This window comes from Kitasatospora sp. NPDC056184 (assembly GCF_042268405.1).
GTDB lineage: Bacteria > Actinomycetota > Actinomycetes > Streptomycetales > Streptomycetaceae > Kitasatospora.
This window is the reverse complement of sequence record NZ_JBHJUI010000017.1, coordinates 115,532-138,543: the sequence shown is the minus strand read 5'-3', so window position 1 is coordinate 138,543 and position 23,012 is coordinate 115,532. Positions and strand designations below refer to the sequence as shown.

Below are 23,012 nucleotides of genomic sequence, written 5' to 3'. Positions count from 1 at the left end.
GCTGCGGTGAATACTCCGGCAATCCTACGGGGGCCGCCCGCCCGGGGCACATCCGAGGAGGCGGTCACGGCGGGTGCCCCCGGCCCCGGCGTGCGCGGAGCCCCTCCCGGCGGTGCGGGGAGGGGCTCCGGCGTCCGGGGGACGGCGGCTCAGCCGGCCTTGTTGATCAGCTGGTCGATGGCGGCGTCCGCCTCCTTGGTGGCCTGGTCCACCGGCTTGCCCTTGAGGATCGCGGTCAGCATGTCGGGCAGGATCTTCTGCTTCTCCACCGCGCCCCAGCCGGGGGCCAGCGGGGTGAACCAGGCGTCCGGCACCGCGTTGGCCGCGGCGGCGGTGGCCGGCTTGCTCTTCAGCGGGTTCAGCTGGTTCAGGTTGTTCGGCAGGATGTCCTTGTCGGCCAGCGCCTGCTCGGACTTGGCGCTGGTGAACATCCGGACCCAGTCGGTGGCCAGCGCCGCCGAGGGCGACTTCGCGGTGACCGCGAGGGCCGAGCCGCCGATGAAGGTCGGCAGCGGCTTGCCGCCCGGGCCGGGCATGGTGGCCAGCTTGACGGCGTCCTTGAGGCTCGGGTCGCCGGTGACCGGCGCGACGACGCTGGCCGACTCGTAGCCGTTGCCGTAGAAGGACGCCGCGTGGCCGCGGGCCATCGCCTCGAACTGGTTCTGCTCGTTGAGCACCTGGTCGCCCTTGTTGTACTTGCGCACCAGGTCGACGAAGTGGTTGATGCCCTGCTGGGACTTGGGGTCGCTCAGGGTGCCGTGCCAGTTGCCGCCGCTGTCGAAGCGGGCGATGGCGCCGCCGTACGCGGAGACGTAGCTCATCGCGGCGTACCAGAACGCGCCGGGCATGTAGAGCGCCGAGAAGGTCCGGTCGTTCTTGTTCTTCTCCGCGATCTTGTCGAGCGCCGCACGCAGCTCGTCCTCGGTCTTCGGGAAGTCGGCGCTGCCGGTGGCCTGCTGGAAGGCCGCCGAGTTGTAGATGGCGACCCGGGCGCCCGCGTAGTAGGGCACGCACCAGAGCTTGTCCTGGTAGGTGCAGGTGTTGGCGAGCGCCTTGATCCAGGTGTCGGAGTTGTCGAAGCTGCTGCGCTCCACCGGGGCCAGCGCGCCGGAGAGCACGTACTTCATGGTCTCGGTGTTGCCGAGCTCGACCACGTCCGGGGCGTTGCCGTCGGTGATCGCCTTGTCGAGCTTGGCCACCTTGTCGGCCCAGCCCTGGTAGGCCAGCTTGAGGGTGGCCTTCGGGTACTTGGCGGCGAACTCGTCGTTGACCCGCTGGACGAGGTCGGGCCAGTTCTTCTGGGCGTCGTCCATCAGCCAGACCGTGACCGTACCGGTCTCGGACTGCGGGTCCGCCGAGGCGGTCTTGGCGCCGTCCGACGCCGAGCCGCCCGACGAACACGCCGTCAGTCCGGCGGCCAGCGCCATGATGCCGACCGTCGCCATGAACCGACGCTTTCTCACGCCATCCTCCGAGGGTTTAGTGCTTGTGCCCGCCGGCGGCGCGCCGGCGCCCGACGGGACGGGTGTCCGGGGAGGGGCGGCGAAGAGCTTCGGGGTGGGCCAATACCACATCCGGCGAAATTGAAATTCGAACCGGATGGACTGGAGCCTGGCCTAGACCACTGTTGCTGTCAACGCCAAATGGCCTGGCGGTCAAGGCCGTTGCAGACCTGTTGTACCGCGTGGCGATCAGTCGCCCGACGATCACCCTAAGTAGAACTTAAGGCTGCCTTAAGGGAGATTTGAGGGAACACGGTCAGATCACGAAGCCGCAGGTCACACGGCACCCAACGGCGGGAGAACGCAGCGGGCCCGTCATGCGGCATGCGCATGACGGGCCCGTTGGGCGGGTGCCTCGGGCACCCGGTGCGACGGTCCTACGAGGACTCAGCCGACGGCCACCGACTGGCCGGTGAGCACCTCGACGGCGGCCAGCCCGCAGACCCGGGCGGCACCGTGGGTGGCGATGTGGAGGGCGCCGACCGGCTCGGACTGCGGCAGGCCCATCTCGACCACCGCGGCGTCCGGACGGGCCGCCAGCAGGCGGGCCAGCGCGGCCGCCATCCACTCGTGCCGGTGGGCGTCGCGGACCACCAGCACCAGGTGGCGGTCGGCGGCCCCGGCCAGCACCTCGGACACCGTCGCGTCCAGCACCGCGGCCTCGGCGGCCTCCGGGCCGACCTCGCGGGTGCGGGTGCCCGGGAAGCGGTCGGCCAGCATGCCGGCCACGCCCCACGGGGTGACGTCGCCGACGGCGATGTTCGGCTCGGCGGAGAACGAGGCCACGAACGGGCGCTCGGTCACCGGCAGGACCTCCCGGCCCGGCGCGCGGACCACGCGCAGCGCCCGGCGGGCCGCCCGCAGGCCGACCGCGAGGTCCGCCTCCGGCCGCTCGCCCTGGGCCGCGATCCGGGCCCAGCTGCCGAGCGCGCGCACCCGGGCGGCCGCGTCGGCGAGCCGCTCCTCCGGGAGCCGGCCGGACTGCACGCCCGCCACGATGGCGTCGCGCAGCATCAGCACGGTGTCCTCGTCGGCCAGGCCGCCGCCCACGCAGATCGCGTCCGCGCCGGCCGCCAGGGCCAGCACGGTGCCCTCGCCCATGCCGAAGGTGTCGGCGATGGCGCCCATCTCGATCGCGTCGCTGACGATCAGGCCCTGGTAGCCGAGGCCACCGTCCTCCGGGGCCGCGCGCAGCAGGTCGCGCAGCACCGCGGGGCTGAGCGTGGCGGGCAGCTTGGGGTCGAGCGCCGGGACCATGATGTGGGCCGTCATCACGGCCTTGGTCCCGGCGGCGATCGCGGCCCGGAACGGCACCAGGTCGCGGTCGCGCAGCACGTCCAGGTCGACGTCGATGACCGGCAGGCCGTGGTGCGAGTCGACGGCGGTGTCGCCGTGGCCGGGGAAGTGCTTGGAGCAGGCCGCGACACCGGCCGACTGCAGGCCCTCCACCCAGGCGGCGGTGTGCCGGGCGCACAGCTCCGGGTCGGCGCCGAAGGAGCGGACGCCGATGACCGGGTTGCGCGGGTTGGAGTTGACGTCCGCGGTGGGCGCCCAGTTGTAGTTGACGCCGGCGGCGGCCAGCGCGCGGCCCAGCTCGCGGGCGACGTCGCGGGTCAGCGCCGGGTCGTCGATGGCGCCGAGGGCGAGGTTGCCCGGCCAGGACGAGCCGGAGCCGGCCTCCAGGCGGGTGACGTCGCCGGACTCCTCGTCGATGGCGATCAGCAGGTCGGGGTTCTCGGCCCGCAGCGCGGCGGTGAGCGCGGCGAGCTGGCCGAGGTCGGCCACGTTGCGGTCGAACAGCGCGACCGAGCCGAGGCCGGCCGCGAGGTGGCGGCGCAGCCACTCCGGCGGCTCGGTGCCGACGAAGCCGGGCTGCAGGACGGTCAGCGCGTCACGGTGCAGCTGGCCGGAGGCCGGGAGGGTGGGAACGAGGATGCTCACGGGGGATCAGCCCTTCACGGCGCCGTCGGTGAGGCCACCGACCGCCTTGCGCTGCAGGAAGACGAACAGGATCAGCACCGGGAGGGCGAACAGCGTCGACGCCGCCATCGTGGCGCCCCAGTCGTTGCCGAAGGCGGTCTGGAAGGAGGACAGCCACAGCGGCAGGGTCTGGCCGTCGGTCTTGTTGACGATCAGGACGAGGGGGAACTCGTTCCAGGCCGTGATGAAGCCGAACAGCGAGGTGGACATCAGGCCCGGTGCCAGCAGCGGGAAGATCACCTTCACGAAGGCCTGGGTGCGGGTGCACCCGTCGACCATCGCGGACTCCTCCAGCTCCTTCGGCACCGCGGCGATGAAGCCGCGGAGCGTCCAGATGGTGAAGGGCAGCACCATCATCATGTAGAAGGCGGTGAGCGGAACGAGGCTGTTCAGCATGCCGTTGTCGCGGGAGATCAGGTAGACCGCGATGGTCATGACCTCCCAGGGCGCCATCTGGGCGGCCATGATGACCAGCACGAAGGTCTTGCGGCCGCGGAACCTCATCCGCGCGATGGCGAAGGACGCCAGGGTGGCGATCACCAGCGAGATCACCACCGCGAGGACGGTGACGATGAAGCTGTTGGCGGTGTACGTCCAGAACTTCGGGACGTTGACCGCGGTCTTGAAGTGGTCCAGGGTCGCGTCGAACGGGATGAACACCGGCGTCGAGCTGGCGATGTCCTTCGTCGGCTTGAAGGCCGTGCTGATCATCCAGTAGACGGGGAACGCGAAGAAGACGAAGAGGACGACCGCGACGACGTTCGGCCAGGTGCGTCCGATGAGCGAGCGCCTCACAGCTCGTCCTCCTGCTTCAGAATGATCCGGAAGTAGTACGCCATGAGGACGCCCAGGATCAGGATGGTGAGCACCGCGATCGCGGCACCGGTGCCGTAGTGCTGGCGGCCGGAGCCCTCCAGGAAGGCGTGGATCGGCAGCGTGCGGGTGAGACCGTCGGGGCCGCCGGCCTTGATCGCGTAGATCTGGGTGAAGGCCTTGAAGATCCAGATGACCTCGAGGAAGGTCGTGGCCAGGAAGAACGGCTTCAGGTTGGGGAACATCACCGCGGTGAAGATCTTGACCGGGCCGGCGCCGTCCATCCGGGCCGCCTCGTAGAGCTCCTTCGGGATGGTGGTCAGCGCCGCGTACATGTTGAACGCCACGAACGGGATCGAGCCCCAGACCAGCAGCAGGAGGATCACGAAGAAGGTCGAGTACTGGGTGCTGGTCCAGTTGTAGGCGGCCATCGAGTGCCAGCCCAGGGCGTCCAGGATCCAGTTGACGACGCCGAAGCGGGCCTCGAACAGCCAGGTGTAGACCGTGGTCGAGGCGACCACCGGCATCGCCCAGGCGAGCAGCAGGCCGATCGACAGCAGCAGCCGCATCTTCTTGCCGAGCCGGTTGAGCAGCAGACCGACCAGCGCGCCGCCCGCCATGATCAGGAAGACGTTGAGCGCGGTGAACACCACGGACCGGCCGGTGACCGACCAGAACTCCGGGTCGGACAGCTGCTCGGTGTAGTTCTCGAAGCCGTTCCACTCGGTCAGGTGCTGGACGAGCTGGCGCGCGTTCAGGTTCTGGAACGAGACCAGAATGGTCTTCAGCAGGGGCCAGCCCAGTAGGGCCAGGGTGGCCAGTGTGGCCGGCAGGAGCAGCAGGTACGGCGCGGACCGGGAGCCGAGGCTCCGCCCGTCGGCCGGTCTGGCGCTCTTCTTCGGGGTGCCGGCGCCGCCACCGCGCACGGCGTCCGTCTTCATAGTGGCCACAGCAGCCTTCCCTGAATCCGGGGACTGTGTCTGCACCCGCTCCGAATGCACAGCCATCGTTCTCTCTTCCTCACAACCCGACCACGACGGACAGGCGCCGCCCACCGGCCCCCCGCCGGGAGCCGGTGAGCGACGCCGCTCGACTGCTACTGCTTGGCGTTGAGGCGCTTCGCGATCTCCTCGTCGGCCTTCTTCGCGGCGGCGTTGTAGTCGCCGGTCAGGGCCCCGGTCAGGAACTCCTTGATCGGGTTCGGGTCGTTCTCGACCGCCGACCAGTTCGGGGTGGTCGGGGTGATGCCGCCGACCGAGGAGGCCGCCTTCGCCGCGATGGCGAAGTCACCGGCGACCTTGTCGTTGAGCGAGGCCTTGTTCGGGATGTTGCCCGCGGCCGCGATCGCGCCCTCGTTCTTGTCGTTCAGGGCGATCTTCAGGAAGTCCTTGGCCATCTCGGTGTTCTTGCTGGCCGAGGCGATGGCGATGTTCGAGCCGCCGAGGAAGACGCCGGAGGGCTTGTCGGCGGTCTTGCCCGGGAGGGCGAAGTGGCCGATCTTGTCCTTGGTCACCGGGGACTTCTCGTCCGGCACCTCCCAGCCGAGGCCGATGATGGTGCCGATGCCACCGCCGCCGAAGACGTCCTTCTGCTGCGGCTTGGCCTCGTCCTTGTCCTTGAGACCCGTGGTCGAGTAGCTCTGGAGCTTCTTGTAGACGTCGAAGGCCTTCTGCGCCTCGGGGGTGGACAGGCCGCCCACCCACTTGTCGCCGTCCTTCTTCGCCAGCTTGCCGCCCTCGCTGGTGAGGAGGCCGAAGTAGACGTACCACTCCTGGCCCGGCATGTAGATCGGGTCGGTGACGCCCGCGGTGGTCTTCAGCTTCTCCAGGGCGGTGTAGAACTCGTCCAGCGTCTTCGGGATGCTCAGCCCGGCGGCGGCCCAGAGGTCCTTGTTGTAGGTGACCGCGCGGTTGGTGACGAACCACGGGGCGGCGTACTGCTTGCCGTCCAGGATCGCGGACTCGCTCTGGTTGGCGGCCCAGTCGGCACCGCCGAGGGCGGCCTTGTCCTTGGTGATGTCCAGCAGACCACCGGTGGCGGCGTAGCCGGCCGTCTGGGTGTTGCCGATCTCCAGGACGTCGACGGAGCCCTCGGACAGCGCGGCGGTGACCTTCGGGCCGATGCCGGTCCACTCCTGGACCTGGTACTCGACCTTCGAGCCCGGGTAGGTGGACTCGAACTCGGTCTTGACCGCGTCGTCCCAGCCCTTGGGGGCGGAGCCGGACATCAGCCACACCTTGAGCGTCTTGCCGTTGTAGTCCTTCTTGCCCGCGGCAGCGGACGAGTTGCCCGACGCGTTGTTGTTGCTGTCGTCCTTCTTGGCGTCCGAGCCGCAGGCCGCGAGACCAACAACCATGGCCGCGACACCGACCGCCGCGATGAGCTGACGCTTCACGCCATCCTCCTGAGGGATGCCTTGGTTACCCCCGTCGGGTGGCAGCGGCATACCCACGCAAGGTGGGAGGAATGGTGCCGCGGACTCCAGCGAACGGGTGGGGGGATTCATAGTGACCGGCCTAGTGGTGTAGACCAGATGCCTGGAGCTTGGCCTAGACCAATGGGCCTGTCAACGGCTGTTCGACCGATCCGGACCACCCGTTATCAAGCCGACACCGCACATCGTTCATCGCGTGATGAGGTATTCGTTCCGTAGCCATACATGCAACGATGTGAGCCGTTAATCATGTGGTGGGGCTCCCCGGGAGCCCTGCGAGAAGCGGGAGACAGGTCCGATGAGCAGCGACGGGGGCAGCACGGCCCAGGTCAACGACCCCCAGGCGAGGATTCCCGCCACGCAGGGCGGCGCGGACCCCACCGCCCGGGTGCCGAAGTACTACGGCCTCAAGCGCCACCTGCTGCAGCTTACCGAGACCCAGCCGGCCGGCACCCCGGTTCCGCCCGAACGTGCCCTGGCCGCACAGTTCGACACCTCCCGCACCACCGTCCGGCAGGCCCTGCAGGAGCTCGTCGTCGAGGGCCGGCTGGAGCGCATCCAGGGCAAGGGCACCTTCGTCGCCAAGCCCAAGGTGGCCCAGGCCCTCCAGCTCACCTCCTACACGGAGGACATGCGCGCCCAGGGCCTGGAGCCCACCTCCCGGCTGATCGAGATCGGCTACATCTCCGCCGACGACCGGCTGGCCCCGCTGCTGGACATCAAGCCCGGCGGCCGGGTGCTGCGGATCGAGCGCCTGCGGCTGGCCAACGGCGACCCGATGGCCATCGAGGTGGCCCACCTGTCCGCCAAGCGCTTCCCCGCCCTGCGCCGCAACCTGGCCAAGCACAACTCGCTGTACACCGCGCTGCGCGAGGTCTACGGGGTGACCGTGGCCGAGGCCGAGGAGACCATCGAGACCACCCTGGCCAACCCCCGCGAGGCCGGGCTGCTCGGCTCCGACCTCGGCCTGCCGATGCTCCAGCTCTCCCGGCACTCCTTCGACCCGGACGGGGACCCGGTCGAGTGGGTGCGCTCCATCTACCGCGGGGACCGCTACAAGTTCATCACCCGCCTCAAGCGGCCGGAGTAGTCCGGCCCGGCGCCCGTACGCTTCCGGGCCCCGGCGCGCGAGGGGCGCGCGCCGGGGCTCGTTGCGTCGGGAGGGCGCGCGGGAGATCCGGATGGCGGGAAAGTGTCCCGGATCCGGTGACACGGATCACCCGATGCTCTAGATTCCGCATCCGTACTGACTGCCGATCACCAGTGGTGCTGCTCGGCGGACCCACGGGGGGCGTGCGGCTGCCCGGGGGTTGCGGCGCCGGCGAGGTGAACCCTCCGGAGCGGAGCCGAACCATGTCGTCAGACCTCACCGACCGACCTGTCATGCCCGAGCCAGAAGAACCCGGCGGCCCCGGCATCCCGGCGGTCACCGCCGAGCGGGTGCTGGCCGCGCTCGCCCTGCTGGTGCCGATCGTCGCGATGCTCTGGGTGGGCTCGTACGACAAGACCGGGCCCGAAGCCGGCGGTGTCCCCTTCTTCTACTGGTACCAGCTGCTCTGGGTGCCGGTCTCCGCCGTCTTCACGGTCGCCGCCTACCTGCTGGTCGACCGGGACGAGAAGGCCCGCCGGGCCGCCCGGGCGCGGAAGGGTGGTGGCGCCCGGTGAACGGGGTCAACGTGCCCGCGCTGGCGGTGTTCGTCCTCTTCTTCCTGCTGGTCACCGTGATGGGCTTCCTCGCCTCCCGGTGGCGGCGCGCCGACAACGCGCTCCACCTCGACGAGTGGGGCCTCGGCGGGCGCAGCTTCGGGACCTGGATCACCTGGTTCCTGCTCGGCGGCGACCTCTACACCGCGTACACCTTCGTCGCCGTCCCCGCGGCCGTCTACGCGACCGGCGCCGCGGGCTTCTTCGCCGTCCCCTACACGATCATCGCCTACCCGCTGGTCTTCCTCTTCCTCCCCCGGCTCTGGTCGGTCTCCCGGGTGCACGGCTACGTCACCCCGGCCGACTTCGTGCGCGGGCGCTACGGCTCCCGGCCGCTGTCGCTGGTGGTCGCGCTGACCGGCATCCTCGCCACCATGCCGTACATCGCGCTCCAGCTGGTCGGCATCCAGGCGGTGCTGGACGTGCTGGGCGTCGGCGGCGGCGAGAGCGCCAACTGGTTCGTCAAGGACCTGCCGCTGTTCATCGCCTTCGGCGTGCTCGCCGCGTACACCTACTCCTCGGGGCTGCGCGCGCCGGCGCTGATCGCCTTCGTCAAGGACGCCCTCGTCTACGTGGTGATCATCGTCGCGGTGGTCTACATCCCGATCCGGCTCGGCGGCTACGGCCACATCTTCGACGCGGTCGGCGAGCGGTTCGCCGCCCCCGGGTCCGTCGGCTCGCTCACCCTGCCGGAGAACAAGCAGTGGACGTACGCGACGCTGGCGCTCGGCTCGGCGATGGCGCTGTTCCTGTACCCGCACTCGGTGACCGGCGTGCTGGCCGGCAGGTCCCGCACCACGGTGCGCCGGAACATGGCGATCATGCCCGCGTACTCGCTGATGCTCGGGCTGCTGGCGCTGCTCGGCTTCATGGCGATCGCGGCCGGGATCGGCAAGGGCGACAAGGGCTTCAACACCCAGCTCGCGGTGCCGCAGCTGTTCGAGGACATGTTCCCCGACTGGTTCACCGGCGTCGCCTTCGCGGCCATCGGCATCGGCGCGCTCGTCCCGGCGGCGATCATGTCCATCGCGGCGGCGAACCTGTTCACCCGCAACGTCTACAAGGAGTACCTGCGGCCCTCCGCCACCCCGGCCGACGAGACCCGGGTCGCCAAGCTGGTCTCGCTGCTGGTCAAGGTCGGCGCGCTGGTCTTCGTGCTCGGCATGGACAAGCAGGCGGCGATCAACCTCCAGCTGCTCGGCGGCCTGTGGATCCTGCAGACCTTCGTCTCGATCGTCGGCGGCCTGTTCACCCGCTGGTTCCACCACTGGGCGCTGCTCGCCGGCTGGGCGGCCGGCATGGTCTACGGCACCTGGGAGGCCTACGGGATCGCCAGCCCCAAGACCAGGCACTTCGGCGGGAACGCCGCCGAGATCCCCGGCATCGGCGAGATCGGCTACATCGGCCTCACCGCCTTCGTCCTCAACCTGCTGGTCGCGGTGGCGCTCACCCTGGTCCTGCGCGCCGTGAAGGCGCCGGACGGGCCGGACGAGACCCGGCCGGGCGACTACAGCGCCGACGGCGGCGAGGAGGAGCCCGAGGACGCGCCGGAGCCCGTGGCGGCGCACTGATACGCCCTGCGCGCCCTGTGGTCGCGCCGTCTCCTCGGTCAACACTGGAGGGGGCGGCGCGATCATATGTATGAACAGCCGGGTGCATGGGGCACCACACTCAGGGCACCAACCAGACCGGACCGGCAACCGGCCGGCAACTGATCGACCCACGGGGAGCGGCGGTATGGCAGAACTCGGCACCACCCTCAACGGCCAGCACCACACCGACGGACGGCACCGGCCGGCCGCCCCGCACCGGACCGCCGGCGCCGCCGCGGCGACCGCGGCCGCCGGGCTGCCCCCCGTCCCCTCCGTCCTGATCGCCACCCGCCACGGCGAGTCCACCGCCAACGTCGAGTTCCAGCTCGCCGAGGCGGCCGGCGCGCTCAGCGTGCCGATCAGCAGCCGGGACGCGGACATCCCGCTCTCCCTGCACGGCCAGCAGCAGGCCCAGGCGCTCGGCCGCTGGTGGGCCGGGCTGCCCAGCGCCGACCGGCCGCGCAGCGTCTGGTGCTCGCCCTACGTCCGCACCGCCGAGACCGCCCGGATCGCGCTCGCCCAGGCCGCCGGCCTGGGCGCCGTCCCGGTCTCGCTCACCGTCCGCTACGACGAGCGGCTGCGCGACCGCGAGCTCGGCGTGCTGGAGATGCTGCCCAAGGCCGCCATCGAGACCGATCACCCCGCGGAGGCGGCCCGGCGGCGGAAGATGGGCGAGCTGTACTACCGTCCGCCGGGCGGCGAGTCCTGGGCGGACGTGGCGCTGCGGGTGCGCAGCGCGCTGCGCGACATCTGCGCGGAGGAGGCCGGGCGTCCGGTCCTGCTGGTCGCGCACGACTGCACGGTGCTCATGCTCCGGTACGTGCTGGACCGGCTCACCGAGGAGCAGCTGACCGCGCTGGAGCCGGTGCGCAACTGCTCCGCCAGCGTCTGGCGGGCCGAGGGCGGCCGGCTGCGGCCGGACCGCTGGAACCAGACCGGGCACCTGGAGGACGCGGGCTGAGCCCGCGGGGCGCCGGACGCGGGCGGCGAGCGCGGTCGCGGACGCCGCGGTCGCCGCGGTCGAGGCGGCGGGGTGCCCAGGGCGGCGGGACGGCGGGCCGCCCGGGACGGCGGCGCTCAGACCCGGACGGCGACGGCGGCGGCCGGCTCGGCGAAGCAGCGGCGGTAGGCCAGCGGCGTGGTGCCGAGCCGGCGGCCGAAGTGGTGCCGCAGGGTCGCCGCGTTGCCGAAGCCGCACCGGGCCGCGATGGCGTCCACCGGCTCGGTGGTCGACTCCAGCAGCCGCTGGGCGAGCAGCAGCCGCTGCCCGATCAGCCAGCGGTGCGGGGTGGTGCCGGTCTCCTGGTGGAAGCGCCGGGCGAAGGTGCGCGGCGACATGTGGACCCGGGCGGCCAGCTGCTCGACGGTCGACTCCTCGTCGAGGTGGTGGCGCATCCAGTCGAGCAGCGGGGCCAGCGACTCGCCGTCGCCCTCCGGCAGCGGGCGGTGCACGAACTGGGCCTGTCCGCCCTCCCGGTGCGGCGCCACCACCATCCGGCGGGCGATCCCCCGGGCCACCTCGGCGCCCTGCACCTTGCGCACCAGGTGCAGGCAGGCGTCGATGCCGGCCGCCGTGCCGGCGGAGGTGATCACCGGGTCGTCGTCCACGTAGAGGACGTCCGGCTCGACGGTGGTCCTCGGATGGCGGGCACCCAGTTCGGCGGTGTACCGCCAGTGCGTGGTGGCCCGGCGGCCGTCCAGCAGGCCGGCCGCGCCGAGCACGAAGGCGCCGCTGCAGATGGACAGCACCCGGGCGCCGCGCTCGACGGTCGCCCGCAGCGCGTCCAGCAGCGGGGCCGGGTACTCGGCGCGCATCGAGCTGGCGGTGACCACCACCAGGTCGGCGGCAGCGAGCCGTTCGGGCCCGTGCGGGACGTCGACGGCGAAGCCGGCGTGGGTGCGGTGCAGGCCCGACCGGGCGCCGGCGAGCGCGAAGTCGTAGGCGGGCAGCCCGTCCTCGCTCCGGTCCAGGCCGAACACCTCGCAGGCGACCCCGAGTTCGAAGGGGTGGACGTCCTCCATGACCACGGCCACGACGTTCTTCAGCATGCCGCCAGGGTAGCCCGACCGCTGGCAGTTTTTCGATGCAATAAGGCGTTCCTGCCACTCGCCGCCGCGCGGTGTTGCGGCGAAGGTGGAGCCATGGATTCCGACACGCTCGCCAGCGCACTCGCCCTGCTCGGGGCCGTCGGCGGGTTCGGCCTGCTCGGCGGACTGATCGGACGCGACGTGGCGCGGCAGAAGGCCACCGGACGCGACAACTGGCACCGTCCTGGCGGCTACCCCGACGACCCCGCCCTGCCCGACCGGCTCTACGGCACCCTGCCCGCCGCCTCGCTCCGCCCGGCCGCCGACCCCGCCACCGCCGCTGCCACGGCTGCCGCCACCGCCACGGCCGCCGAAGCGGAGGCCCGCCCCCCGCTCAGCGCCGTCCGGCGGGATTCCGGCACACTGGCCGGATGGACATCGTCATCCGCCCGGCCCGCGCCGAGGAGTACGAGCAAGCCGGCCGCATAACCGTCGAGGCCTTCGTCGGCGACGGCTTCACCGCGCCCGACAGCGTCTACGTGGACCGGCTGCGCGACGCGGCCACCCGGGCCGCCGAGGCCGAACTCCTCGTCGCGGTGGACGCGGCCGACGGGACGGTCCTCGGCTGCGTCACCTTCGCGGTCGGCGGCACCGAGTGGGCCGACATCGCCACCCCCGAGGAGGGCGAGATCCGGATGCTCGCCACCGCCGCGGCCGCCCGCGGGCGCGGCGCCGGCGAGGCGCTGGTGCGCGCCGCCGTCGCCCGGAGCCGCGAGCTGGGCCTGGCCGGCATGGCGTTCTCCACCCAGCCGGGGATGACCACCGCGCACCGGATCTACGAGCGGGTCGGCTTCCGCCGAGCCCCGGAGCGTGACTGGTCGCCGGTCCCGGGCATCGACCTGATGGTCTACAGCACGGCCTTCTGAGCGGCCGTCAGGCCCCTCGATCGCCGCCCCTGAGCCCAAGGGCGCGATCCGCCAACGGGTATGACGATCGCATTTGACCGACTGCTAGGATCCGCCGCATGACGACGGGGAGCACGCCGGCTGGCTGGTACGACGATCCTTCCGGGCAGCCCAACACGGAGCGCTGGTGGGACGGATCCGCATGGAGCGGCCGCACCCGGCCGACCACCGGGACCGACGCCGCCACCGTGACGACCGGGACCGCCGGCGGCGTCCCGAACCAGGGCGTCCCGGGCGCCTTCGGCCCCGCCCCCTCGGTCGCCGCGACGCCCACCGTGACCACGCCCGCCGCGTCCACCGCCCCGGCCGCGCCGCGGCCCTTCACCCCGACCTCCGTGGTCTTCGAGACCGTCGAGCCCAGCAGCACCCGCCGCCGGGTGCTGATCGGCGTCGGCGCCGTGGTGCTGTCCGTGGTCATGGCCGCCGGCGGCTACGTCGTCGGCAACCGCACCGCCGACGAGACCGGAGCCACCCCCTCGGCCGGCCGCACCACGGGCCCGGACGTCGCCGCCGACCCGAAGAGCCCCAACGGCTTCATGGGCACCGCCCTGACCGGCGGTCAGCAGCTGTCCGGCGGGAAGCCGGTGACCGGCCAGGAGTCGAAGATGAACTTCATGCTGCCGGCCGACTGGCAGGTCCAGAGCGACGCCAAGAACCCCACCGACGTGCGCTACGCGGTCTCCCCGTACGCCTGCGTCGGCCACGGCAGCGGCGCCTGCACCCGCGGCCTGGTCGTGCAGAACCTCCGGGTGTTCAACGGCGGCTGGTCCGACCCGAAGTCCATGGTCCTCGGCATGGGCCAGCTGCTGTACAACGCCCGCTTCGGCTCCGACGCCCCCACGCCGCCCGAGCCGGTCAAGCAGTCCACCGTCAAGATCCAGGGCCTGGACGGCTATCTGGCGCTCTGGCACGTACCGATGTCCAGCGGCTCCTCGACCCCCGACTCCTACTGCGGCGTCCTGGAGGTGACCCCGGCGGCCGGGGCCACCACCGTGCCGGTGCTGCAGATCTGCCTGGACCAGTCCCCCGAGGGCCCGTCGCTCGCGCTGATGGACCAGATCGCCAACTCGGTGAAGATCACCCCCTGATCCGGGAACAACCGGACGAACGGCGTCCGACCGTCGTCCCCGCCCCCCGATGATCCGTCACCGGGGTGTGCCCGTATGCTCACTAGCGGCCACCGGGCCCGCCGCCCACACGGCGGGCACCACGGAACGCACGGGCCAGGACGAGGACGACAACGACCGCCCGGGCAACGGGGCGGCCCACAACGGGGGACTGGCTGGTGGACTCCACCGAGGAACGGACGACGCACGCCGCCGGCCGGCGCGGGCGAGGACGCCACAGCAGACTCCTCCCCGAGGCCCCGCACGAGCGGCGCGCCACCCGCAGCCAGTCCCGCAACGCCTCGGCCCGGCGGGCCTACCTGGCCTGCGCCGACACCACCGGCCCGCTGGAGGACGGCGAGGGCGTCGAGACCGTCCGCTACCGCACCGCCTCCTCACCCGGCGTCAAGATCGTGCTGACGCTGCTGGTCTCCCTCAACGCGGTGGCCGGCCTGGTGTTCGTCGGCTGGCTGCTGCTGCCCTCGCACATACCCGGGCCGGGCGTCGGCTGGTCCCCCGACTGGCGGATCAACGTCGCCCGGATCTGCTTCTGCGCCGTGGTGACCGTCGAGGTGGTGCGGCTGGTCCAGAACCTCGCGGTCTGGGTCTTCGCCTTCCGCGCCAAGGACCCGGTTCCGCTCACCGCGCGGCCCGGCCTCAAGGTCGCGGTGCTCACCACGATCGTGCCGTCCAAGGAGCCGATCGAGATCGTCGAGCAGACCCTCGCGGCGATGCTGGAGATCGAGTACGACGGCGAGGTCGACGTCTGGATCCTCGACGAGGGCGACGACGACCGGGTCAAGGCCATGGCCGCCCGGCTGGGCGTGCACCACTTCAGCCGCAAGGGCCGCCCCGAGTACAACCGGACCGAGGGCGAGTTCCGGGCGAAGACCAAGTCCGGCAACCACAACTCCTGGCGGGCCGAGCACGAGCACAAGTACGACGTGGTGGCCCAGATGGACCCGGACCACGTCCCGCTGCCGTGCTTCCTGGAGCGCACCCTCGGCTACTTCCGCGACCCCGACACCGCCTTCGTCGTCGCCCCCCAGGTGTACGGCAACATGTACGACAACTGGGTCGCGCACGGCGCCTCCGTGCAGCAGTACCTGTTCTCCGGCCTGGTCGAGCGCGGCGGCAACGGCATGGACGCCCCGCTGCTGATCGGCACCAACCACCTCTACCGGCCCGCCGCCTGGCAGCAGATCGGCGGCTACCAGGACTCGATCATCGAGGACCACCTCACCAGCATGCGGGTGCAGGCCACCGAGAACCCGGCCACCGGCCGCCGCTGGAAGGGCGTCTACACCCCGGACGTGCTCGCCATCGGCGAGGGCCCGACCTCCTGGACCGACTACTTCAACCAGCAGAAGCGCTGGGCGTTCGGGATCTGGGAGATCCTGATCAGGACCCGGCTGCGCAAGGGCATCAAGCTGCGGCTGCGCCAGCGGGTGCTGTACGGGCTGGTGCAGTTCTACTACCCGAGCGTGGCCGCGACCACCGTGCTGGGCAGCCTCGCCACCGCCGTCTACCTGGCCTGCGGGATCACCTCGATCCAGCTCGACACCCTGCTCTGGACCTCGCTGTGGGGCGCCAGCATGGGCAGCTGGTTCCTGCTCTGGCTGTGGCTGCGGCGCTTCAACCTGGCCGCCCACGAACGGCGCGAGATCGGCATGGCCGGCATGGGCCTGGCGCTGTTCGCCGGGCCGGTGTACGTCGCCGCCGCCGTCGCCGCGCTGCTGCGCCGCCCGCTCGCCTACGCGGTGACCGCCAAGGGCGACCTGCGCAGCGCCGAGCGGCTCTCGACCTTCCGGCTGCACCTGCTCTGGGCCGCCGTCGCCGCCGGGCTGCTCGGCGCGAGCTTCACCCTGCACCACGGCATCTGGCTGCTCCGGTTCTGGGCCGGCCTCAGCATGTTCACCGGCATCGCGCCGCCGGTCATCTCCTTCGTCAGCGCGCGCCGGATCGCCCGGGCCGAGCGGCGGGCCGAGCGGCAGGACGCGGCCCGGCTGCCCTCCCCGCGCCGCCCGGACACCGCCGCCGGGACGCTCGGCACGGGAACGGACGGCGCGGGAAGGAACGGCACGGGGACGGACGGCACCGGGGCCGACCCCGGGCCGGAGCTGGCGGAACTGCTGGAGCCGGCCCCGGCCGGCGGCGGCCGGAAGGGCGGCCGCTGATGCTGCGGATCACCGTGCCCAGGCTCGTCGGCCTGCTCGCGCTCGCGCTGATGGTCAGCTACACCTTCGTGCTGGCGCCGAAGTACAACGCCCGCAACGCGCCCGCCCCGTACGCCTTCGCCGGCGCCGCGCCGACCGCGATGCCGGACTGGCTGGTGGCCGCGCTGGCCGCTCCGGCCCCGACGGCCACCCCGACCGCCACCGCGACCGACCCCTCCGGCGCCCCGTCCGGCGCGCCCGCCACCCCGGCCCCGGCCGAGCCCGCGCCGGCCCCGTTCCCGGCACCCGGCGGCGCCTTCATGGGCATCATGACCAAGGCCGGCCCCTACGACCTCGACCCGGTCGAGGAGTTCGCCACCGCCGTCCAGCACCGACCGAACGTGCTGGAGTTCTCCGTCGGGTGGTGGGACAAGCAGTTCGACCGCCGGATCTTCGACTCCGTGGCCGAGCGCGGCATCATGCCGATGGTCGCCTGGGAGCCCTGGGACTTCCACAAGGAGTCCAAGGTCGACAAGCTCCGCGGCGAGCAGCCCGACTACGCGCTGAGCCGCATCATCGGCGGCGAGTTCGACGCCTACGTCAAGCAGTGGGCGGAGGGCGTCAAGAACCTCGGCTACCCGATCGCGCTGCGCTTCGCCCACGAGATGAACGGCTACTGGTACCCGTGGGCCGAGCAGGCCAACGGCAACCGCCGCGGCCAGTACGTCCAGGCCTGGAAGCACGTCCACGACCTCTTCCGGCAGGCCGGCGCCGACAAGGTGGTCTGGGTGTGGAGCCCGAACATCGACTACGAGAACGCCACCCCGCTGGACTCGCTCTACCCCGGTGACGACTACGTCGACTGGATCGGCCTGTCCGGCTACTACGGCACCGTCGGCCTGGAGAAGTACGCCTCGTTCGACCAGATCTTCGAGCCGACGCTGCGCAAGCTCCGGGCCTTCAGCCAGAAGCCCGTGGTCATCACCGAGACCGCCGCCACCGACAGCTCCGGCCAGAAGGCCCGCTGGATCACCGAGATGTTCGCCCAGCTCCCCCAGCACCCGGACATCATCGGCCTGATCTGGTACGAGGCCGTCAAGGAGGTCGACTGGCGGGTCACCGCCACCGACGCGGCCAGCGCGGCGTACGCCGCCGGGGTCTCCGCGCCCCGGTACGCCGGGCAGTGGACCGTCCGCTCGCAACCGCTCAAGGCCGCGCCGCCGACGGCCCCGCCGTCCGCCCCGCCGTCGCCGTCCGCCCCGCCCGCGCCGTCGCCCTCGCCGAGCGCGAAGCCCACCACCGGGTCCACCGGCACCAAGCCCTCCGGTTCGGCCGGTCCGGGGAAGAAGCCGACCACCACCAAGCCCCGGACGGCTCCACCGGGCGACGCCGGATAGCCTCGACCGACCGCGGGCCCGCCGGCCCGCGGAACGCCGCCGGAAGCCCCGGACGGCCCGCACAGCGAACACCAGTACCCGTCGGGAGGCGACGACCATGGCCCGCCCCTTCCTGCCCGGCCCCGGGCGCCCCCGTCCGCGCGCCTGGTGGTGGCTCGCCCCCGCCGCCCTCCTGGTGCTCTGCCTGTGCGCCGTGCTGATCCCGCGCGAGGGCTCCCCCTCGACCGCGGCCGTCGCCCCGCCGCCGGCCCCGCCGCCGCTGGGCTCGGCCGAACCCGGCGAGCTGTGCTCCACCGCTCAGAACCGCTACCCCTCGCAGCCGGTGGACTCCGGGCGCTACATCATCAACCCCAACGAGTGGAACGCCTCCGGCGGCCTGTGCATCCGCGGCAGCGCCGACGGCGCCGGCTTCGCCGTCACCCGCAGCGCCGTCGCCCGCGGCAACCTCACCGACCCGGCCCGCGGCCCCGGCGCCTACCCGCACATCAGCACCCCGGTCGGCGGCGACGGCGTCAGCCCGCTGCCCGTCGCCGTCGACAACCTGCGGTACGCCACCAGCAGCTGGCGCACCACCCAGGTCGACGGCGGCATCTGGAACGCCTCCTACGACCTCTGGTACAGCACCACCCGGGGCAGCTGCTCCTTCACCGAGAGCGCCGAGGTGATGGTCTGGCTGCGCGGCAACGGCACCTCGCCGTTCGGCAAGCAGTCCGGCGAGCTGCGCACCGGCGGCCAGTCCTACCGGGTGTACGAGGCGCCGAAGAAGAGCAGCCACACCCTGATCACCTACGAGTCGACCTCCGCCACCAACGCCGTCACCGATCTCGACCTGCGCGCCTTCACCCGCGACGCGGTCCAGCGCGGCTACGTCCCGGCCGGCTCCTACCTGTGCGCCGTCCAGGCCGGCTTCGAGATCTGGGAGGGCGGCGCGGGCCTCAGCACCGACGCGTTCTCCTTCGACGTCGCCGCGGGCCGTCCGAGCGGCGCGATCACCTCCGCGGTGCCCGGCTCCTGCCTGGACAGCCGGGTGGCCGGCGATCCGGCCGCCGTCGGCGCCGCCACCTGCGACGGCTCCGCGGCCCAGACCTGGACCATGGGCGAGGACGGCTCCGTCGGCCAGGCCGCGCGCTGCCTGGAGGACCCGGACATCGGCTTCCCGGTCCTGACCGGCTGCACCCGCCGGCCCGACCAGCGCTGGCGCACCACCGGCACCGGGCAGCTGCAGAACGAGGGCACCGGGAAGTGCGTGGAGAACCCGTCCGCCGGCCCCACCGGCACCGGCGCGGGCTCCCAGCAGGTGCGGATGCGGCTGTGCTCCGCGCGCCCCGCGCAGGAGTGGCACGCGCCCGTCTGAGGGGCGCCCGAAACCCCGGCAGCCTATCGCACCCGACCCCCGACACGCAGCCGCGCGACACTACATGTGGTGCTTCGTCGGACGGACAGCACTAGATGTATGCTCACTCCTGCTGTCGACGCAGGGGAACCCGGTGCGATTCCGGGACTGCCCCGCAGCGGTGTGCGGCCGCCTCCCCAGGCGCGCCACGAGTCCGAGTACCTGCCGACGGCGGTGCCGACGCCTCCCCGCAGGGGCCATGGCACCAGCACCACCTTCCGGGCCTCGCGGGCGGGCCGGGGACGACACACGCGCGACGCCTCCGGGTCCGCGCGGCGTCCTCCCCTGCCCCGAACGGCCCGGCCCGAGCCACCGCCGTCGACCGCCGCCAGGAGAGAGCGCCTTGACCACCGCTGCCTCAGCCACCCTGCCCGCCCAGGGTTCCAGCTCCGCCCCCGCCGACCCGACGGTCTCCGACCCCGGCGGTGCGCTCCTGCGCCTCCTGACCGACCGCAGCGCCGACCTCCCCCAGGTCGACCCCGGCCACGTCGCCGCCGCCGCGCTCCGCGGCCGCCACGCCGGCTCCGACTTCGCCGAGCTGCGCGGGCTGGCCGTCGACGCCGCCGCGTCGATGATCGCCGAGGACCCCCAGTACTCCAAGCTCGCGGCCCGCCTGCTCGCGCTGGAGATCGTGGACGAGGCGGCGAGCCAGGGCGTGGTCTCGTTCTCCACCTCGATCGCGGTCGGCCACGCCGAGGGCCTCATCGGCGACACCACCGCCGACTTCGTCGCCAAGCACACCGAAGCCCTGGACGCGCTGGTCGACCCTCAGGGCGACGACCGCTTCGAGTACTTCGGCCTGCGCACCGTGCAGTCCCGGTACCTGCTGCGCCACCCGATCACCCGCAAGGTCGTCGAGACCCCGCAGCACTTCCTGCTCCGCGTCGCCTGTGGCCTGGCGGTCGGCGACACCGAGCAGTCGGTCGCGGAGGTCGCCGAGCTGTACCGCCTGATGAGCCGGCTGGAGTACCTGACCTCCTCGCCGACCCTCTTCAACTCCGGCACCCGCCACCCCCAGATGTCCAGCTGCTACCTGCTGGACTCGCCGCTGGACAACCTGGACTCGATCTACTCGCGCTACGCGCAGATCGCCCGGCTGTCCAAGCACGCCGGCGGCATCGGCCTGTCCTACTCCCGGATCCGCTCGCGCGGCTCGCTGATCCGCGGCACCAACGGCAAGTCCAACGGCATCGTGCCGTTCCTGCGCACCCTCGACTCCTCGGTCGCCGCCGTCAACCAGGGCGGCCGCCGCAAGGGCGCGGCCTGCGTCTACCTGGAGACCTGGCACGCGGACATCGAGGAGTTCCTGGAGCTGCGCGACAACACCGGTGAGGAGGCGCGCCGCACCCACAACCTCAACCTGGCGCACTGGATCCCGGACGAGTTCATGCGCCGGGTCAACGCCAACGCGGACTGGTCGCTGTTCTCCCCCGCCGACGTCCCCGAGCTGGTCGACCTGTGGGGCGCGGAGTTCGACGAGGCCTACCTGAAGGCCGAGCTGGCCGGCAAGGCCGTGCGCACCATCCCCGCGCAGACCCTGTACGCCCGGATGATGCGCACCCTGGCGCAGACCGGCAACGGCTGGATGACCTTCAAGGACGCCTCCAACCGCGCCGCCAACCAGACCGCGCTGCCGGGCCGCACGGTGCACAGCTCCAACCTCTGCACCGAGATCCTGGAGGTCACGGACGACTCCGAGACCGCCGTCTGCAACCTCGGCTCGGTCAACCTCGGCGCGCACGTCGCCGAGGGCGCGTCGGCCGACGACCTGCTGAACGCGCTGGACTGGGAGCGCCTGGACGCCACCGTCCGCACCGCCGTCACCTTCCTCGACCGCGTGGTGGACATCAACTTCTACCCGACCCCCGAGGCCGGCGCCTCCAACTCGCGCTGGCGCCCGGTGGGCCTCGGCGTCATGGGCCTGCAGGACGTCTTCTTCAAGCTGCGGATCGACTTCGACTCCGCCGAGGCCGCGCGCCTGTCCACGCTCATCGCCGAGCGCATCATGCTCACCGCGTACGAGCGCTCCGCCGACCTGGCCGAGCAGCTGGGCCGCCACGAGGCCTACGGCGAGACCCGCGCCGCCCGCGGCGAGCTGCACATCGACCACTTCCCGACGGCCGCGCCCGCGTGGGCCGACCGCTGGGCCGCGCTGCGCACCCGGATCGCCACCACCGGCCTGCGCAACTCGCTGCTGCTCGCCATCGCGCCGACCGCGACCATCGCGTCCATCGCCGGTGTGTACGAGTGCATCGAGCCGCAGGTGTCCAACCTGTTCAAGCGCGAGACCCTCTCCGGCGAGTTCCTCCAGGTCAACCCGTACCTGGTGCGCGACCTCAAGGAGCTGGGCGTCTGGGACCAGCAGACCCGCGACGCGCTGCGCGACGCCAACGGCTCGGTGCAGGAGCTCGGCTGGCTGCCCGAGGAGATCCGCTCGCTGTACCGCACCGCCTGGGAGCTGCCGCAGCGCGCGCTGATCGACCTGGCCGCGGCCCGCATGCCGTACATCGACCAGAGCCAGTCGCTGAACCTGTTCATGGCCGCGCCGACCATCGGCAAGCTCAGCTCGATGTACGCGTACGCGTGGAAGGTCGGTCTGAAGACCACCTACTACCTGCGCTCGCGCCCGGCCACCCGGATCGCCCAGGCCGCCTCGGGCACCGCCCGCGCCGCCGCGCCGGTGCCGGTGGACGCCCCGACCCTCACCCCCGAGGAAGAGGCCGCGCTGGCCTGCTCCCTGGAGAACCCCGAGTCCTGCGAGGCCTGCCAGTAATGTCCGACGACGACCGCAAGATGCTGCTCGACCCCGGCTTCGAGCTGACGCTGCGCCCGATGCGCTACCCGTCGTTCTACGACCGGTACCGCGACGCGATCAAGAACACCTGGACCGTCGAGGAGGTGGACCTGCACTCCGACGTCGCCGACCTGGCGAAGCTGAGTGAGGGTGAGCGCCACCTCATCGGCCGACTGGTCGCCTTCTTCGCCACCGGGGACTCGATCGTCTCCAACAACGTGGTGCTGAGCCTGTACAAGCACATCAATTCCCCGGAGGCACGGCTCTACCTGAGCCGGCAGCTGTTCGAGGAGGCCGTGCACGTCCAGTTCTACCTGACGCTGCTGGACACGTACCTGCCCGACCCGGAGGACCGCAACGCGGCCTTCGCCGCGGTGGAGAACATCCCCTCCATCCGCCAGAAGGCCCAGTTCTGCTTCAAGTACATGAACGCGGTCGACCACATCGACTCGCTGCAGACCAAGGAGGACCGCCGCGCGTTCCTCCTGAACCTGATCTGCTTCGCGGCGTGCGTCGAGGGCCTGTTCTTCTACGGCGCGTTCGCCTACGTGTACTGGTTCCGGAGCCGGGGCCTGCTGCACGGTCTGGCGACCGGCACCAACTGGGTGTTCCGCGACGAGTCCATGCACATGGACTTCGCGATGTCGGTGGTCGACACCGTCCGCGAGGAGGAGCCCGACCTCTTCGACGAGGAGATGGCCAAGCAGGTCACGGAGATGCTGGAGGAGGCCGTCGAGGCCGAGCTCCAGTTCGCCCAGGACCTGTGCGGTGACGGCCTCCCCGGCATGAACACCGAGTCGATGCGGGAGTACCTCCAGGCCGTGGCCGACCAGCGCCTCGCGCGGCTCGGCCTGCCGATCCGGTACGGCTCGACGAACCCGTTCGGCTTCATGGAGCTCCAGAACGTCCAGGAGCTGACCAACTTCTTCGAGCGCCGGGTCTCCGCGTACCAGGTCGCCGTCGAGGGCTCGGTCTCCTTCGACGACGACTTCTAGGAACAACAGAAACAGAAGACGACAAAGAGGTGGCCCCCCCCGCCCCCCCCCCCCGGGGCCCCCGGGGCGGGGGGGGGGGGGGGGGGGACCCCCCCCCAGGCCCGGGCTCGTATAAAAAAAAAACCTCCCACCAGAACCCACAGAAGAGCGTTT

General features: G+C 71.8%; 18 protein-coding genes and 1 riboswitch. Of the genes, 12 read left to right on the top strand and 6 right to left on the bottom strand.

Going from position 1 to position 23,012, the window contains the following annotated elements:
• Nucleotides 1-149: 149 nt before the first annotated feature.
• The 5 genes from ACFC0B_RS29010 to ACFC0B_RS28990 form a co-directional block, all read right to left on the bottom strand.
• Entirely contained in the window at nucleotides 150-1,445 is a 1,296-nt protein-coding gene (locus ACFC0B_RS29010) for an extracellular solute-binding protein (RefSeq protein WP_376092182.1), read from the bottom strand.
• Nucleotides 1,446-1,889: 444 nt separating this feature from the next.
• A complete protein-coding gene (locus tag ACFC0B_RS29005; protein ID WP_376092061.1) occupies nucleotides 1,890-3,443 on the bottom strand; it encodes a glycoside hydrolase family 3 protein in 1,554 nt (517 codons plus the stop codon).
• Between the two features lie 6 nt (nucleotides 3,444-3,449).
• Nucleotides 3,450-4,277, bottom strand: coding sequence for a carbohydrate ABC transporter permease (locus ACFC0B_RS29000; protein ID WP_376092058.1), 828 nt, complete (start codon nucleotides 4,275-4,277; stop codon nucleotides 3,450-3,452).
• Nucleotides 4,274-5,236, bottom strand: a complete 963-nt coding sequence (locus tag ACFC0B_RS28995) for a carbohydrate ABC transporter permease (RefSeq protein WP_376092055.1) — start codon at nucleotides 5,234-5,236, stop codon at nucleotides 4,274-4,276. Before ACFC0B_RS28995 ends, ACFC0B_RS29000 begins: the two co-directional genes overlap by 4 nt.
• Before the next feature lie 155 nt (nucleotides 5,237-5,391).
• Nucleotides 5,392-6,690 (bottom strand): extracellular solute-binding protein, encoded by a 1,299-nt coding sequence (locus ACFC0B_RS28990; protein ID WP_376092052.1) that lies wholly within the window; start codon nucleotides 6,688-6,690, stop codon nucleotides 5,392-5,394.
• Between the two features lie 337 nt (nucleotides 6,691-7,027).
• On the opposite strand from ACFC0B_RS28990, the gene ACFC0B_RS28985 reads away from it, so the two are divergent.
• From ACFC0B_RS28985 to ACFC0B_RS28970, 4 genes are all read left to right on the top strand, one after another.
• A complete protein-coding gene (locus ACFC0B_RS28985; protein WP_376092049.1) occupies nucleotides 7,028-7,819 on the top strand; it encodes a GntR family transcriptional regulator in 792 nt (263 codons plus the stop codon).
• A 293-nt stretch (nucleotides 7,820-8,112) separates the two neighbouring features.
• On the top strand, nucleotides 8,113-8,394 hold the full coding sequence (locus ACFC0B_RS28980; protein WP_376092046.1) for a DUF3311 domain-containing protein: 282 nt from the start codon (nucleotides 8,113-8,115) through the stop codon (nucleotides 8,392-8,394).
• Nucleotides 8,395-8,453: 59 nt separating this feature from the next.
• Entirely contained in the window at nucleotides 8,454-10,004 is a 1,551-nt protein-coding gene (mctP, locus tag ACFC0B_RS28975) for a monocarboxylate uptake permease MctP (RefSeq protein ID WP_376092179.1), read from the top strand.
• 166 nt (nucleotides 10,005-10,170) lie between these two features.
• The gene (locus ACFC0B_RS28970) at nucleotides 10,171-10,986 is read left to right on the top strand and encodes a histidine phosphatase family protein (RefSeq protein WP_376092043.1); all 816 of its coding nucleotides are present in this window, start codon (nucleotides 10,171-10,173) and stop codon (nucleotides 10,984-10,986) included.
• A 116-nt stretch (nucleotides 10,987-11,102) separates the two neighbouring features.
• Here ACFC0B_RS28970 and ACFC0B_RS28965 read toward each other — a convergent pair whose 3' ends face one another.
• Nucleotides 11,103-12,074 (bottom strand): helix-turn-helix domain-containing protein, encoded by a 972-nt coding sequence (locus tag ACFC0B_RS28965; protein ID WP_376092040.1) that lies wholly within the window; start codon nucleotides 12,072-12,074, stop codon nucleotides 11,103-11,105.
• Nucleotides 12,075-12,167: 93 nt separating this feature from the next.
• Between ACFC0B_RS28965 and ACFC0B_RS28960 the strand changes: the two genes are divergently transcribed.
• The 8 genes from ACFC0B_RS28960 (at nucleotide 12,168) to ACFC0B_RS28925 (ending at nucleotide 22,859) form a co-directional block, all read left to right on the top strand.
• Nucleotides 12,168-12,542, top strand: a complete 375-nt coding sequence (locus ACFC0B_RS28960; protein ID WP_376092037.1) for a hypothetical protein — start codon at nucleotides 12,168-12,170, stop codon at nucleotides 12,540-12,542.
• Nucleotides 12,485-12,979 carry a GNAT family N-acetyltransferase gene (locus ACFC0B_RS28955; RefSeq protein WP_376092034.1) on the top strand — a complete coding sequence of 165 codons (495 nt, stop codon included), beginning with the start codon at nucleotides 12,485-12,487 and terminating at the stop codon, nucleotides 12,977-12,979. The genes ACFC0B_RS28960 and ACFC0B_RS28955 overlap by 58 nt, the downstream gene beginning before the upstream one ends.
• A gap of 98 nt (nucleotides 12,980-13,077) precedes the next feature.
• Nucleotides 13,078-14,106 (top strand): DUF2510 domain-containing protein, encoded by a 1,029-nt coding sequence (locus ACFC0B_RS28950; RefSeq protein ID WP_376092031.1) that lies wholly within the window; start codon nucleotides 13,078-13,080, stop codon nucleotides 14,104-14,106.
• A gap of 197 nt (nucleotides 14,107-14,303) precedes the next feature.
• Nucleotides 14,304-16,301, top strand: a complete 1,998-nt coding sequence (locus ACFC0B_RS28945) for a glycosyltransferase family 2 protein (RefSeq protein WP_376092028.1) — start codon at nucleotides 14,304-14,306, stop codon at nucleotides 16,299-16,301.
• A complete protein-coding gene (locus tag ACFC0B_RS28940) occupies nucleotides 16,301-17,677 on the top strand; it encodes a glycoside hydrolase family 26 protein (RefSeq protein WP_376092025.1) in 1,377 nt (458 codons plus the stop codon). Before ACFC0B_RS28945 ends, ACFC0B_RS28940 begins: the two co-directional genes overlap by 1 nt.
• A 97-nt stretch (nucleotides 17,678-17,774) precedes the next feature.
• Entirely contained in the window at nucleotides 17,775-19,031 is a 1,257-nt protein-coding gene (locus ACFC0B_RS28935) for a ricin-type beta-trefoil lectin domain protein (RefSeq protein ID WP_376092022.1), read from the top strand.
• Between the two features lie 122 nt (nucleotides 19,032-19,153).
• A riboswitch (cobalamin riboswitch) is annotated at nucleotides 19,154-19,234 on the top strand.
• A gap of 203 nt (nucleotides 19,235-19,437) precedes the next feature.
• On the top strand, nucleotides 19,438-21,843 hold the full coding sequence (locus ACFC0B_RS28930; protein ID WP_376092176.1) for a ribonucleoside-diphosphate reductase subunit alpha: 2,406 nt from the start codon (nucleotides 19,438-19,440) through the stop codon (nucleotides 21,841-21,843).
• Entirely contained in the window at nucleotides 21,843-22,859 is a 1,017-nt protein-coding gene (locus tag ACFC0B_RS28925) for a ribonucleotide-diphosphate reductase subunit beta (RefSeq protein WP_350562776.1), read from the top strand. Before ACFC0B_RS28930 ends, ACFC0B_RS28925 begins: the two co-directional genes overlap by 1 nt.
• Nucleotides 22,860-23,012 lie beyond the last annotated feature (153 nt).